The following is a 15,023-nucleotide window of genomic DNA, read 5'->3' on the forward strand; positions in this document are numbered from 1 at the left end:
GTAAAAAGGGTTGCTTTTTAATCGAAGCAACCCTTTTGTTTATTTGTTGTATAATAATTTATAATCCTGCGCTTTGCCTTTCTTATACCATTTCTCCGGAATAACCTTCCATTCGTTTCTGGGTTGAGGATCCAATACTTTTTGGCGTTTGATGTACTCCGCGATGTAATAGCGGATGTCTTTCTCTCGGACGTCGATGATGCGTTTCGTTAATTCGGCCTTGGGAATTCCTGCTCCGCGGGTGAGATGTCCTCCTCCTCCGTTACCCTGGTAAGAGTTTACAGCTACCTTGTACATATGTTCCGGATAGAAAGGAGTACCGTCGGTCATGGAGAGGATGGTGACCCGGTGACCCGGTTCTTTACTTACGTCCACGGTATATTTTATACCTGCCGCGGCAGAGAAATTGAAAAAGTCGTTTTGTAAGAACGGATATCCTTTTTTATTCGTTAGAATCTCTCCTTCCGCGTCTTTTTTAAAGTTTAGCAGATGATCTTTTGGGGATTGCATGGTATTGAACTGCATAGCCGCGGCGTATTCCAAGTATTTGCGTATTTCTTCGCCGGAAAGCCGCATCGTATAGAGAGAGTTCTCGTAAGCGTAAAGATTAAACATGTCTTTCATGGTAATTATTCCGGCTTTGATGTAGGCATCCTGCGAAAGGATGGAGGCAAAAGAGATTTCCGCTCCGCTTTCTGCTAATTGGGCTTCGTTGATGAAATCGATGAACGCCGAGGGGCCGAACATGGCGTCCCGTCCCGAAAGCGGACTTTTGAACGTACCTAATTCCGTGTCGATGTATGATTTGGCCTTATCTATTGCCGGAGTAAAAGTTGAAATGTAATCCTTATCCGTAGTTACCTTATCCAGATCGATCAGTTCGCTTCGGTAAGATTTTCGATACCGGTCGCCTTCCCGTTTCAAGGAAACGACAATTTTACCGAGATAAGTACCGTGGGATTTTGGATCCATTAATAAAACCTTATGGCCGAAATCGTTCGTCAGCTCTTCTTGCTTCTCCGTATGATCATGGCCGAAAATAACGATATCGAATCCGTCTACCTGTTGTGCAACTAATTTACTGGCGTTTTCGTTTTTAAGCGTTTTTTCGTTGGCTCCTCCATAGGTGTAGTCGTACCCGGAATGGAAAAGTCCTATGACCATATCCGGTTTTTCCTGTTTTCGGAGGATGTCGATCCATTTTTTCGAAGATTCGATCATGTCTTCGAATTCGATTCCTTGCCAAAGATGCTCCGGTAACCATTGAGGAATATTAGGGGTCGTCATTCCCAAGATAGCAATTTTAATTCCTTGTCGCTCCACTATTACATAGGGTGTAAAATAGGGCTTACCTGTTTGGCTGTCGATTAGATTTGCAGATAGCCAAGGAAATCGAAATTCTTTCTTTATGCGGTCATAAACCGGGTGACCGGCTTCGATATCATGGTTTCCCACGGCGGCGGCATCGTATTTCAAGTAGTTCATGACTTGAGCCTGGATGTGTGGGGTAATGGTGTCAATAAAATTATAGTAGTAGATCGAGGGTTGGCCTTGAAGAAAATCGCCGCCGTCTAACAGGAGTACACTTAATGAGTCTTTGGCCCGGGCTTCTTTGAGGAGGGTCGAAGCGTTGGCGAGACTATGAGAAGTTTCTTTTCCTTTTTTTAAATCGTAATTGAAAATACTGCCGTGGACGTCACTGGTACAGTAGATGGTAAGTCGGGCTTCTTCCGGTTTGGATGAACAAGCTTGTAAAAGGTTTAGCAGAAGTAATATTCCGGAAAACCATGAAATGATTTTTCTCATAGATATGGATTTATTCGTGTGTTTCAATAATATAAGATATAAGGGTCGTATCCGGGGCAAAACTATGGATTTTTTTGTTAAAAAGAATCTTTTCTATCGCTAAAAAGAGTAAATTCGCCCTGATTACTGCTAATGAAGCAGGTGCGTTTTATAATATAATGAACATCAATAATAACAGATATGGGTAAGATTGGAAAAATAACGGTACTGACGATGGGATTGTTTATGTTGACGGCAGGGAATCTTTTCGCTCAGGCCGGAGGAGGAATACATAGTGCGGTGAATATTGAAAGTCATATTTCGTTTATGTCTATTTTGAGGGGAGTTATAGGTATGGTGAGTATACTCGGGATCGCCTGGTTGTTCAGTAGCGATCGTAAAGGGGTTTCCTGGAGAGTTGTGGCGATTGGTTTGGCAATACAGTTGATTTTGGCCATAGGTATTTTATATCTCCCTCCGGTTCAGGCCGTATTTGATTTCGTGGGAAAAATATTCGTTACCATATTGGATTTTACGCGTGCCGGAAGTGAGTTTTTGTTAGGAGGATTGATGGATACGACCAAGAGCGGGTATATTTTTGCTTTTCAGGTGCTGCCGACGATCATTTTCTTTTCAGCTTTGACTTCGTTGTTGTTTTATCTCGGGATCATACAGAAAGTAGTATACGGAATGGCTTGGGCAATGACTAAATTGATGAACTTGACCGGACCGGAGTCTTTGTCTGTTACGGGAAATATTTTTTTAGGACAAACGGAAGCTCCTTTAATGGTTAAGGCTTATTTGGATGATATGTCTCCTTCAGAAATATTTTTGGTGATGACGGGTGGGATGGCAACGATTGCCGGCGGCGTGCTTGCTGCTTATATCAGTTTTTTGGGTGGGGAGGATCCGGTACAGCGATTGTTGTTCGCCAAGCATTTGTTGGCGGCTTCCGTGATGGCTGCGCCGGGAGCTGTCGTTGTCGCTAAGATATTGATTCCTCAGACGCAGAAAATTCAAAATACGATCGAGGTACCTAAGAATAAAGTAGGCAAGAATGTTTTGGATGCGATCTCCAATGGTGCTTCCGAAGGAGTGAAATTAGCCGTGAATGTTGCCGGTATGTTGCTTGTGTTTGTTGCTTTCATCGCCTTTGCCAATTATTTGTTTGCCAAATTTGGACATATCGTGGGATTGAACGATTGGATTGCCGAGCTGACGGATGGGAAGCAACATGAATTGTCCTTGCAATTGATCTTGGGGTATTTGTTTGCACCATTGATGTGGTTGATCGGTATATGTCCCGCGGATATCGTACACGCGGGTAGTTTGTTGGGACAAAAAGTGATTATGACCGAATTCATTGCTTATGTGGATCTGGCGAGTTTGAAGACGGCAGGGGCTTTTGCCGAGATGAAGTCCGTAATCATGTGTACTTACTTTTTGTGCGGGTTTGCCAATTTTGCCTCTATCGGGATTCAAATCGGAGGAATCGGAGGATTAACTCCCAAAAATAAGCCGCTTTTGGCTAAATTCGGTTTAAGGGCTCTATTGGCGGGAACCCTGGCTTCTTTGATGTCGGCCACGATTATCGGTATGATTATAGGATAGGAGGATTCTGTGATTGAGAGATTCTGTGATTGAGAGATTGGGTGATTGAGAGATTGGGTGATTGAGAGATTAGGTGATTGAGAGATTAGGTGATTGGGGATTAGAAAGATTGACCATTGCAGGATTAAAATCGAATCATTTAATCACCGAATCACTGAATCACTGAATTTTATAGGGTTCGATCGTTGATCAAAAATCTATTTGCCATTATAAGTTTTTATGTATTTTCCGGGCGGCCAGGAAGCTGGGGATGGTACAGAGCATGATCCAGATAAAGAAATGCTGATACCCTACCTCTTTTTGAATCCACCCGGAGATCATGCCGGGAAGCATCATGCCTAAGGCCATAAAACCCGTACAAATGGCATAATGGGCCGTTTGTTCCTTTCCTTTACTGAATAGTATCATAAAAAAGGTCAAAGCCGTAAACCCGAAACCGTAACCGAGTTGTTCGATAGCGATACAGGAAGATATAAGGTATACGTTATCGGGGCGGGCATAAGCTAAATAGAGATAAACTAAATTGGGTAGATTCATGGCTGCCGTCATCCACATGATCCAATGTTTGAGGCCGTCGCGTGCTATCACGACTCCTCCGGATATTCCTCCAGCTATAAGGGCTATCAGGCCGACTACGCCGTATAGGGTGCCTACTTGCAATGTACTCATCCCTAATCCGCCTGTTTCCGGTTTGTCTAATAAGAAAGGAGAGGCGATTTTCACTAATTGGGATTCGGCTAAACGAAACAGGAGCATGAACAGCAGGGCCGTGACGATACCCGGTTTCCGGAAAAAGGATAGAAATGTGTCGAAAAAGGCTTTCAGATAATCATCGTTTTTAACCGCAGTATCCTCTTGGGGTTTGGGCAACACGAATTGATGATAAAGAAAGAGGATAAGAAATATGCCGGTAAGTAGATAAAAAGTAATCGACCAAGCCTTCGATACGGCGATCTCCTCCGGAAGTTGAATCGAATAGGTTTTTTCGAGCCATCCGGCGAACATGACGATAAGGCCTTGCCCGGTGAGCATGGCCAGGCGGTAGAACGTGTTGCGTATACCTACGAAAAAAGCCTGTTGTCGGGTATTTAGTCCTAACATGTAGAACCCGTCGGCGGCAATGTCGTGTGTGGCGGAGCTGAATGCCAATAACCACATAAAAGCAAGGGAGTAGCGAAAGGCGTTAGGTCCGGGAAGGGTCAGGGCAATGCAGGCTAAGCTGCCGCCGATCGTTAATTGCATGGAAACGACCCACCATCGTTTGGTTTTCATGATATCGACCAGCGGACTCCACAGGGGTTTAATCACCCAGGGAAGATAAAACCAACTGGTATAAAGAGCTATGTCCGTATTGTCTATTCCGAGACGTTTATACATGATAACGGCTAAGGTCATGACAATTACGTAGGGAAGGCCCTGGGCAAAATAGAGCGTGGGTATCCACGACCAGGAAGACTTCCGTGTAGGGTGGGTTTGTTTATTCATGGTCTATTTTTTCGAGGTCGGTTCCCGGAAAGTAGTGTGCTAAAATTTCCCGGTAGTTGTATCCCTTTTCGCTCATGACGGCAGCACCGATTTGGCAAAGTCCGACACCGTGCCCCCAGCCGGCTCCTTTGAAGGTAAATCCGATCGTATTGTTCCGGGAATCTTTCCGGGAATCGACAACAAAGGCCGAACTATAGAGATGGCTGGCGGAAAATGCTTTACGGATAACCAATTCTTTCCCAATGATCATACTTTTCAATGTTCCCACGATCTTGACCTTCACGAGTCTGCCGGAAACGCCTCTTTCGATAGGCTGTATCTCCACGATTCTTCCGAAGTCGATCCCGAGCTTTGATTTTACCAATTCTGAAAGTTCGGTCGTTTCGTAATAGACTTCCCATCGGAAGAAGTTCCGGGTCTCTTGATCGTAATCGTTTAAAACGTTGGACAGTATGGCTTTGTCTCTCGTGTTGCAAAAAACGTCGGGAGAAGACAATATCCATTTTCTCGCTTCTTCTTCCTGACGTAAATCGGGTGTCGAAGTTTGTACGGGAGTGTCTATGACCTTAGTCAGGTACGCGTGATTAACGGGCTCCCAGGTGTTTTCAAAAAGTTCGGATACTCCGCCGCAACATTTGGAAAATCGGGTGTCGCAAACTTCTCCCTCGTAAGTCAGAATTTCTCCTTGCGTGGCCTCTACGGCCTGAGAAACAATAGGTGTGTAAGCTTTGCTGATTCCTTGATAACGCTGACAATGATCATCGGCGCATACATCGAAATGCAGGTGGTCTTCCCGATCGTACCAGCGGATGTATTCCGTTTCCGTCTGTACGCGGGAAGGATTTGCCGTCCTTCGGAAAGATTTGGCTTTTTGGGCCAACAACCAGCTCCGGGAGATAACGGCATGTGCTTTTAGCAATTCGAGTGAGGACGTGGCGCTCATTTCCGATGAGATGACGCTGACCAAATAATCTTCCAAAGGTAAGATGTTGATTGCCGTAAGATGTTTTTTTTCGTCGATGATTTTAAGAGAGCCCTTAAATTTTTGATTTTCCTTACGTTCCCAGTGGAAGTGAATGCCGATAATTACATCCGGCAATTCGAAGTGGGAAGAGGTATAATCTGCGGGAATGAGGGTGAAACCGGAAAGAATGACTTCCTCTTTTTTTTCTTGTCGGAATATGATTTTTTCTTGTCGTTTGCATACGGTGTATTCTCCCCGGTATGTTTTTCCGGAGTTTTTTTCTATGAATTCTCCGTGTAAATGGAAACGGATTGAGGGGGAAAAGAGTATTCCGATTTCAATATGTGGTCTCATAGTTTATAAGTTAGGGTGTTCGATATACCGGATTAAATTGTTCCATTGGTTATCGTCCAAGGTTAATTGTCCGAAAAGATCCGACAGCAAAGGAGCGTCGAACCGTTCGAAATCTTCTTTCCGGGGGGAGATCACCACTCCGGCGAAATCGACACATCCGGGACTAAAAAGAATATGTTCTTTCCCTTCCGCGAAAAATTGCCGCGGGCGATGTTTTTGCCGGGGAAACAGGACGACGTACCACTCTCCGTTTTCGTACCAGACAAACAGGTTAAGCATCGGTTCGGGATCGTTCGGGGTTACCTTGCCTATTTCTGTCAGGAGATATTGGAAGGCTGTCTGCATTATTTTCTCATCTGCCGTCCGTAGAATCAGATTCTTTCGGATGTAACGCGTGATACTTTCGATTTTGAAAGTGACAGGCGAAGCGATGGAACTTATCTTCTCCTGACAGGTTAGGAAAGCCGGGAGTATGGTCTCTTTGGAACAATTAATCACGTCGTTTTCCAAGGGCATCGAATGTCTAGGGACCAGTTGGAAATGCAAATGATCCGGTGCGGAAGCTCCGCTTCGGGGGCCGTTATAGAAAACCGTGTAATCCGGAAAATCTTTGGCCATGGAGAGCATATCTCTGAAATAATTCTCCAGTACTTGCGGGATATGTCTTTTGGCCGGTACGGTAAAGTGCGGGGTGAAAATGGGAAAGGGGTTGATCCGTATGTCGAAATTTTCGTTGTAGCTCACGCTGTCCTGCGAGGCAGGCAGATGTTCTTTACACAAAAAACAAGGTCTGGATTGAAGCGATAGCCTATCGATGCGTGCTGTCGCCGATACGATCCGGTCGGGATTGCATTGTATTTTTATTGAAAAATCGTCGAACTCTATCGTGCGGTAAAGTACTTCGTTCAACCGATTGTAATTGTTATTTGCCATTTCCCAGTGGGAGAGCTGGTGCTTAAAAAAAGATTCCAAGTCAATCATTTTCCTTTCTTTTTAGATTATATCTGATTCGACCCCATAACTCGATGGTTCTTATTTTGTCTTTGTAGGTATTGTGCTCGTTTACCTTCGTTATCGTTAAATCCGCGTCCGAATTGCCTTCCCAACGGCGGCATAGGTATACAGGAGTATATATTCGTCCGATACGGTACCGGCGGCAGATAGCAAGGGCTACGGCGTAGTCTTCGCCGTAGCTGACATTCGGAATTTTAATTTTCCTCAGGATAGGGGTATAGAAGGCTCTCGGTGCACCTAATCCGTTTATTCTTAATGCATTGTTGTGTCCGTTTTCCATGCTCCACTCTTTATGGTCGATTATTCCGGGCGGAATCTCCTTTAAATTAAAATCTACCATCCGATAACTTCCCACGAGCATGGCACATTGATGCTTGTAAAAAGTATCGATCAGGAGTTGCAGGACCTGATCGTCGATATATAGATCGTCGCTATCCAGTTGAACGGCAAATTTCCCGCAACAGTTTTGCATGATGGCGTGGGTCCAGCATCCGCCTATTCCTGTTTGTGGTTGATCGGGAATCAAATGAACGATTCGTTTGTCTCCGCGGGATAGATCGCGGATAATTTCTGTCGTTGAATCGGTAGAATGGTTATCAATGACGATTACATTGAAATCGAATGTCGTTTTTTGGTTTAGGGCGGAACGAATAGCGTCCGCTATCGTTTTTTCCCTGTTTCGGACAGGAATGATAACGGATGCTTCGGTCGTGAATTTTTGTTCATTCAAATCGACCGTCTCGAATTCGGGAGGTAACCAGGCATTTATCGCTTTTAGATGTGTCGTACAAGCCTGTTCCATTTCGATTTGAACTTCCCGGTTTTGGGGATTCACGTAGTCGAATTGTTTTTCTCCGGATAACCTGAGATCCTCTTCCGTATCCGTGTATAAAAATTCAGGAATCCTGATAATCATTCCCTCCCGCGATAGACGTAGCCGTAGATCATATAAGGCTGCGTACCGGTACGTTGTGCGAATCTTTTCGACCGCTTGTTTGAATTTTACGGTGTTAAATAAGATTAACGAACCGAAATCAAAATCGTTCCGTAGACTGCCGATTTGATACTCTATGGTAGGATGAGGTAAAGATACTCCTTTTTTTAGGGAATAATGATCGGAATAGACCATTGTCGCTCCTGTCGTTTCCGCTACTTGTACCATACGTTCCAAGGCGTAGGGAGCAAGCTTTACAGGGGCATTCTTGAGATAAAACAGGCAAAATGGAGTTCTTATTTGTTTAGCCAATTCTTTGAGGGTATTCGTTTGATGAATAGGTTCCCGTAATGGAATTATATTTTCAGTTTCTAATTGGGACTGAAATTCTAATTTGTTTTGTAAGAATATATTATCACTCTTGTCTACCAGAAAGCAAGTAAGTATACGATTCATGAAAAAATGATTTTAGATGTTGCTCAAAGATATATTCTTTTTAGCATGAATTTATTTCTTTTTATTAGTTTTTCTCCGGAATTATTTATCTTTGCTGGAATGTTATCACTATTCGGCATGTGGCGATTAATAGGATTGAGGTTAAAAATTTTACTAATAATAGGGTTATCTGTCTTGCCCATGATGGTTATGGGCGAGAAGGATTCTTCTCATCCGATATTGATTATCAGTTCCTACAATCCGGAGACACAGCAAACCTCGAACAATATTTCCGAATTTTTGGATGAATACACGACTAAAGGCGGAAAGTTTCAGGTAAGCATAGAAAACATGAACTGTAAAAGTTTTTCGGAAGTGCTTGCCTGGAAGTCGCGCATGAAAGAAATTCTTTTGAAATATACGGGAATAAATCGTCCCTCTTTGATCGTGATTTTAGGACAGGAGGCTTGGTCCTCTTATCTCTCTTTAGATAGCGAGCTTACAAAAGATATCCCATTGGTATGTGGTATGGTCAGCCGGAATGCTATTTTCTTGCCGGATTCCAATGTCGTCGATTTAAGTACGTGGAAACCGGAGAGTATAGATGTGCTTGCAGATGTGGACACAAGTGTACAAATGAGCGGTTTTGTATACGATTATGATATTGTCGGGAATATAAGGTTAATACGGGATTTTTTTCCGGAGACAAAACATATCGCTTTTATTTCGGATAATAGTTACGGGGGAGTTTCCTTGCAGGCGTACGTGAGGGAGGAAATGCAAAAGTTTCCCGAATTGGATCTGATTCTATTGGATGGCCGCGAGAATACGGTTTATCTCATGAATGAGAAAATTGAGAATCTGCCTGAAAATACGGTGATTCTTTTAGGAACGTGGCGTGTGGACATGAATGACGGCTATTTTATGAGGAATGCGACCTATTCCATGATGATGGCTAATCCCAAGATTCCGGCTTTTTCCGTTACTTCTATCGCTATTGGCCATTGGGCCGTGGGGGGGTGCGTGCCCGAGTACCGGACGGTCGGAAAAGATTTGGCTCAACAGGCTTTGGCATGGGAACGTCAAAAACGGGATACGACACTGAAGATGCAGTTTATTCCGAATCAGTATGTTTTCGATTACAGGAAGTTGCAGGAATATGATTTCTTGAATAAATCTCAGGTTGACCATGCTCGATTATTTAATAAGAAAATATCTTTCTTTGAAGAATACAGGTATCAGATAGTCGGCTTCGCTGTTACCTTCATTATTTTATTGCTTGGTTTTTTAATTTCTCTCTATTTTTATATTCGGACCAAACGATTGAAGGATGCGTTAGAGGATGCCCAGAAGGATAATATCCTTATATTGAATAATGTCAACGCGGGAATTAAGTTTATCAATCCTGATTTTACCGTGAAGTGGCACAACGGAGTAGATTTTGAGACTCCGGAGTGTAATATTCAGTCTTCCACGGGAAAAGTTTGTTACGAAGTATTGAGAGGGTTGGATGAGCCTTGTACTTATTGTCCGGTTGTGACCGCTATGAAGGAGAGAAGGGCTACCGAGGTGATTGCCAAATATCCCTCCAATACGTATGTCTATATGTATGCTAATCCGGTTTTTGATGCGGAACAAAACTTGTTAGGCGTGGTTGTCCGACTCGAAGACGTGACCAAACAAAAGCAGGTGGAGATGGAGTTGCGTTTGGCCAAGGAAAAAGCCGAAGAATCGGATCGTTTGAAATCGGCTTTTTTGGCCAATATGAGTCATGAGATCCGTACTCCGTTAAACGCTATTGTCGGTTTCTCCGAAGTGTTGACGGCTGACGAATACGATGCGGAAGTCCGTAAAGAGTATGTTTCTATCATACAAAAGAATTCGGATTTATTGTTGCGCCTGATCAATGATATTTTGGATATTTCCCGTTTGGAGACAGGACGATTGAAATTTAGTTACGAGTATTGTGAGGTGATCGGCTTGTGTCGTAGTGTAATGGCGACTACGGGGCATGCTAAGCCTCCTCGAGTGGAGTATGTCTTTAAATCTCCCGTGGAGAGTTTCGAATTGATGACGGATGTCCAGCGTTTGCAACAAATATTGATCAATCTCATGTCGAATGCCAATAAGTTTACCAAAGAGGGGAGCATTACGTTGGAAATCAGAATCGAAACGGCGGAAGGCAGAATTTATTTTTCCGTATCGGATACGGGTTGCGGAATTCCGGAGGATAAACAAAAGAAGGTGTTCGAACGTTTTGAGAAATTGAATGAATATGCTCAAGGAACAGGCTTGGGATTGGCTATATCCAAGATAACGATTACCATGATGGGAGGAGATATCTGGGTCGATAAAGATTACAGGGAGGGAGCCCGTTTCGTATTCTGGCATCCGTTACACATTCAGCCGGTTAATGAAAGCGAATAAAGGGCTCCTGGAAAATTCAGTTATTCAATTTTAAATCATGTCATTGTAATGGAATAATTCTGCGATTTAGTGATTCGCTTTTAATCCTGAATTCGTCAATCACCTAATCTCTCAATCACCTAATCTCTCAATCACCTAATCCTTTAACCCCTCAATCTCTCAATCCCTAAATCCTTTAATTCCCTGTCATTATATCACAAAAGTCCGGATTTTATGTCCGGACTTTTAGACGGTATCATTCGGAATAAAATCGTATTTGTTGTTGGATGGCTCTTGTACACGCTGGACAGAAAGCTTCACCCTTGAGAGAGTTCATCAGGCAATCGGGCCAAGGTCTGTAAACGCCTTTGGAAACGTAACCGCCTCCCTCGTAGACCCCTAATCGGGTCGGATTTTCAGGGTCGACGGGTGTGGGGATGGGGGTATTTTTATCCATTAAGTTTTTCCATTTTTTCCCGAAATCGGTCAGCGTCGTCAAATTCGGTTCCCAAGGTTCTATTTTGGGAGGATAAAGATCGTTGTATTCGGCACCGCCCACGTATTCGTCTCCTAATCCGGCAAAAAGATGCCCGAATTCGTGTACGTATACTTTGGCCGAGTGTAAATTACCGGATATGCTCACGCCGTAATGGTTATAGATGGCTCCTCCTCCGTATTTTTGCGTGTTCACGATGATGTAAATGTAGTCGTACGGAACGTTTGCGGCTAAATCTTTTACACTTTTAAAATCGTAGGTCATGATATAACGTTCCGAATCGAAGGTGTAGAAAGAGGAGTTCAGAATCGTATTTTTCCATATGTACTCACCCGGAATATCAACTCCGGATTCCTTCGAGGGAGCCAGAACGGCGCGTACGTTGAATTTATTTTTATTCTCTTTGTAAGGCGAAAAGCTGAAAAGCCCTTCTACGAATTGGTGACAATCGGCTTTGAATTGCTCCATTTCGTCTGCCGAATAACCTTCCGGGAGCAAAACGATATCCACCCGTTTGGCAGAGTTACCCGTGTACATTACGTCATAAGTGGGATATTCCAAGCGACGGTCTTTGCTAATGAAATAACTGTTCACGTCTACCGTGTATTCGAATTTTTTCACGAAAACGCCTTTTTTATTCCGGGCTGTAATCTCAATACGTACATTCTCTTTCGGAAAGGGCATGGTTACGGCTTCCGGGCAACTACGGCGAGTTGTCAGGGCTTCGTCTGTCATTCTCCATTCTCCGAAAAGACTGCAATACCCCCTGGAGTAGATTAATTTATTGGTTTTAAGGTCATAGACGTTCAGGTAATAATTACCGTATAAGGTAGTATCGATTAAATTGGTTTTGGAACCGCCCCAATAGGGCTCTTCCCGTAATCCCTCGAAGAAGATTTCATCCTGTTTGTTGTCTCCGCAATGGGAGTAATCCAGCCGGAGGGTTTTGTTATAGAAATAGGTGTCGAATTGTGCAAAACTATTTCCTGCCGAAAACAGGAGGATAGATAGAAATAATAGTCGCATTCTGTTTTTCATAAATTAAAAATTATTGTTTTACTCTTTGTAATATACTCGTTTCACCCGAGAAGATACTCCCGTCAAAATCTCGTACGGTATGGTACCGAGTTTGTCGGCTATTTCCGTTACGGGAATATGTTTCCCGAATATTTCCACTTCCTCGCCCACGAGAGCGTCCGTATCGGTAATATCTATCATGCATGTATCCATGCAGATATTTCCGATGATCGGAGCTTTTTTCCCTTTCACGTATACTTCGCCGACCCGATTGCTCAGATGACGATTCAGTCCGTCTGCATATCCCACCGGGATAACGGCAATTCGCGAAGGACGGTCGGTATAGCTTTTACGTCCGTAGCCGATCGATTGACCCGTTGGAACTTCCCGAATGGAAGAGATATGCGTTTTAAATGTACTGACAGGCCTGAGGAGGGCATGATCGGAGCTGATTCCGTGTAAGCCTATTCCCAATCTGACCATGTCGAAATGATATTGCGGGAAACGCTCGATGCCGGCAGAATTTAAAATATGTCGCCAGATTTTATAATTGAAATGCGCCTGGATTGTGGTTGTCATATTTTCGAAGAGATGAATTTGGTTTAAGGTAAACTCATCGTGTATGCTTTCGTCGCTTCCGGCTAAATGGGAGAATAGAGAACGGATATATACGGTCCGGGGGCGGTTGAAAAAACGGAGTAATTCCGGCAGATCTTTTTCGTCAAATCCGGAACGGTTCATTCCCGTGTTGAGTTTTACGTGTACCGGAAAATGTTTTATTCCGTGTTTACCCAGGGCTTTTTCAAAATCTTCCAAAATATCGAGAGCGTAAATCTCCGGTTCTAATCCGAACGTGATCATATTGTCGAATGCTTCCCGTTCCGGATTCATTACGGCAATAGGGAGAGTGATACCCGCGGCCCGTAATTCTATTCCTTCATCCGCGAAAGCAACCATAAGGTAATCTACCCGGTGATATTGAAGGAGTGAAGCGATCTCTTTGGACCCGCTGCCGTATGAGAACGCTTTTACCATAACCGCTAATTTGGCAGACGTGAGAGAGCGGAAATAGTTCAGGTTATGGACCATCGCATCCAAGTCGACTTCCAGGATGGTGCCGTGCGACTGTTTTTGCAGGAAACCGGCAATGAATTCGAATTGGAAGCGCCGGGCTCCTTTGATCAATATGACTTGATTTTTAAAATTATTCCGGTTCTCCTGTTTTAAAAATTGCTCGGTATTTTCATAAAATCGGGAGTTGTCGACGGTAAAGTAGTGCTGATACTCTCTTAATTCTTTCCCGATGCCGATGAAACAGGATATTTTTGCTTGCTGTAACAGCATGGCAATACTCTTGTACAGCGTCTGTTTGTCTTCGCTTATATCCATAAAGTCGGATAGGATGACCACCCTCTCTTTGTGGGGATCCTGTATGGATAGACTATTCAGAGCCAATTGAAAGGAGGCGGGATCGGAATTGTAGTAATCGTTGATCAGGATGCAGTTGTTGATACCCTCCTTTATCTCCATACGCATGGCTATAGAGGAGAGATGTTTTACGAGCCGGGTGATGGAGCTTGGTTGTATGCCTTTGAGTAATAGTACGCAAACGGCATTCATCGTATTTTCGAAAGAAGCGGCGTCCGGAAACGGTATCGTGAGTAAGAACGAGATGTTCCCGTGTGTGATTCTTACTTGACGACTCTTTGCGTCGATATCCAATGTTTCGGTTTTTACGATTGCTTCCGGGCTATCCCCCCAAAGAAAGAGCCGTACTCGGTCCGGGAGTTGTTTTTTTATGAATTTCAGTACTTCTCCGGCTTGCCCGACGAGAGTTTTGCAGGAGGTAAATAACTTGGCTTTTTCGGTTAGTTTTTCCTCTGTCGAGGTGAAATTTTCATCATGGGCCTCCCCGATATGAGTAAATAGGCCTATATCCGGGCGGATCATCTGTTCCAAGCGTTGCATCTCTCCTTTTTGAGAAATTCCTGCTTCGATCACAGCGATCTCGGTCTCCTCTTCTATACCTAACAAAGAGAGCGGTACGCCCACTTGTGAATTATAGCTTCGAGGGCTGCGATAAACCCGGTAATTTTCCATTAAAAGTTGAGAAAGCCATTCTTTTACAATGGTTTTGCCATTACTACCCGTAATTCCGATTATTTCGGCTTTCGATTGTTGACGGTAGTGGGCGGCTAATTGTTGCAATGCGGATAACACATCGTCTACCCGTATAAAATTGGCTTCGGTCAATCGGTCGAATTCGGACCTGTACTCATGGATAACGAAAGCCCGTACCCCGTTTTCATACAAAGAAAGAATATAATCATGCGCATCGTGATTTTGTCCTTTTAGAGCGAAAAAAAGGGTTTGGTCGGCATAAATGACAGAACGACTGTCGATACCGTATTCACTTATTGTTACGGGACATCCTTTTTTCAGGTCTCCGCGGATGACACGGGCGATTTCTTCGATTGAGTACATCATACGGCTATAATTAATATCTTTAATTCGCAAAAGTA

The 15,023-nt window shown here is 43.7% G+C and carries 9 protein-coding genes; 2 read left to right on the forward strand and 7 right to left on the reverse strand.

The features are described 5' to 3' along the window. Positions 1-39: 39 nt before the first annotated feature. Entirely contained in the window at positions 40-1,806 is a 1,767-nt protein-coding gene (locus tag DMB45_RS11620; protein ID WP_110688789.1) for a bifunctional metallophosphatase/5'-nucleotidase, read from the reverse strand. 180 nt (positions 1,807-1,986) lie between these two features. Here DMB45_RS11620 and DMB45_RS11625 point away from each other — a divergent pair, with 180 nt between their 5' ends. Next, the gene (locus DMB45_RS11625; protein ID WP_082027515.1) at positions 1,987-3,396 is read left to right on the forward strand and encodes a NupC/NupG family nucleoside CNT transporter; all 1,410 of its coding nucleotides are present in this window, start codon (positions 1,987-1,989) and stop codon (positions 3,394-3,396) included. 207 nt (positions 3,397-3,603) lie between these two features. On the opposite strand, the gene DMB45_RS11630 is transcribed toward DMB45_RS11625, so the two are convergent. The 4 genes from DMB45_RS11630 to DMB45_RS11645 are packed head-to-tail and all read right to left on the reverse strand — an operon-like array spanning position 3,604 to position 8,603. Continuing rightward, positions 3,604-4,881 (reverse strand): MFS transporter, encoded by a 1,278-nt coding sequence (locus DMB45_RS11630; RefSeq protein WP_041504239.1) that lies wholly within the window; start codon positions 4,879-4,881, stop codon positions 3,604-3,606. Beyond that, a complete protein-coding gene (locus tag DMB45_RS11635) occupies positions 4,874-6,199 on the reverse strand; it encodes a SpoIID/LytB domain-containing protein (protein ID WP_041504240.1) in 1,326 nt (441 codons plus the stop codon). Before DMB45_RS11635 ends, DMB45_RS11630 begins: the two co-directional genes overlap by 8 nt. A 3-nt stretch (positions 6,200-6,202) precedes the next feature. Continuing rightward, on the reverse strand, positions 6,203-7,180 hold the full coding sequence (locus tag DMB45_RS11640) for a DUF4922 domain-containing protein (protein WP_052634800.1): 978 nt from the start codon (positions 7,178-7,180) through the stop codon (positions 6,203-6,205). Beyond that, positions 7,173-8,603 carry a glycosyltransferase family 2 protein gene (locus DMB45_RS11645; RefSeq protein WP_041504241.1) on the reverse strand — a complete coding sequence of 477 codons (1,431 nt, stop codon included), beginning with the start codon at positions 8,601-8,603 and terminating at the stop codon, positions 7,173-7,175. Before DMB45_RS11645 ends, DMB45_RS11640 begins: the two co-directional genes overlap by 8 nt. A gap of 117 nt (positions 8,604-8,720) precedes the next feature. Here DMB45_RS11645 and DMB45_RS11650 point away from each other — a divergent pair, with 117 nt between their 5' ends. After that, on the forward strand, positions 8,721-11,009 hold the full coding sequence (locus tag DMB45_RS11650; RefSeq protein WP_237143307.1) for a sensor histidine kinase: 2,289 nt from the start codon (positions 8,721-8,723) through the stop codon (positions 11,007-11,009). Positions 11,010-11,244: 235 nt separating this feature from the next. Here the strand turns inward: DMB45_RS11650 and DMB45_RS11655 are convergent, their stop codons facing one another. Together DMB45_RS11655 and DMB45_RS11660 are read right to left on the reverse strand one after the other, a co-directional pair. After that, entirely contained in the window at positions 11,245-12,522 is a 1,278-nt protein-coding gene (locus DMB45_RS11655; protein ID WP_041504242.1) for a M64 family metallopeptidase, read from the reverse strand. A gap of 18 nt (positions 12,523-12,540) precedes the next feature. Continuing rightward, a complete protein-coding gene (locus DMB45_RS11660) occupies positions 12,541-14,988 on the reverse strand; it encodes a bifunctional UDP-N-acetylmuramoyl-tripeptide:D-alanyl-D-alanine ligase/alanine racemase (protein WP_041505087.1) in 2,448 nt (815 codons plus the stop codon). Positions 14,989-15,023: the final 35 nt, after the last annotated feature.

Origin of the sequence: Sanguibacteroides justesenii (genome assembly GCF_003204205.1) — a bacterium.
GTDB classification, from domain to species: Bacteria; Bacteroidota; Bacteroidia; order Bacteroidales; family Marinifilaceae; genus Gabonibacter; species Gabonibacter massiliensis.

Coding starts and splice junctions, on each gene's coding strand:
- DMB45_RS11635 (WP_041504240.1), bottom strand. CDS start 6,199: ATGAGACCACATATTGAAATCGGAATACTCTTTTCCCCCTCAATCCGT.
- DMB45_RS11650 (WP_237143307.1), top strand. CDS start 8,721: ATGTGGCGATTAATAGGATTGAGGTTAAAAATTTTACTAATAATAGGG.
- DMB45_RS11655 (WP_041504242.1), bottom strand. CDS start 12,522: ATGAAAAACAGAATGCGACTATTATTTCTATCTATCCTCCTGTTTTCG.
- DMB45_RS11625 (WP_082027515.1), top strand. CDS start 1,987: ATGGGTAAGATTGGAAAAATAACGGTACTGACGATGGGATTGTTTATG.
- DMB45_RS11630 (WP_041504239.1), bottom strand. CDS start 4,881: ATGAATAAACAAACCCACCCTACACGGAAGTCTTCCTGGTCGTGGATA.
- DMB45_RS11640 (WP_052634800.1), bottom strand. CDS start 7,180: ATGATTGACTTGGAATCTTTTTTTAAGCACCAGCTCTCCCACTGGGAA.
- DMB45_RS11660 (WP_041505087.1), bottom strand. CDS start 14,988: ATGATGTACTCAATCGAAGAAATCGCCCGTGTCATCCGCGGAGACCTG.
- DMB45_RS11645 (WP_041504241.1), bottom strand. CDS start 8,603: ATGAATCGTATACTTACTTGCTTTCTGGTAGACAAGAGTGATAATATA.
- DMB45_RS11620 (WP_110688789.1), bottom strand. CDS start 1,806: ATGAGAAAAATCATTTCATGGTTTTCCGGAATATTACTTCTGCTAAAC.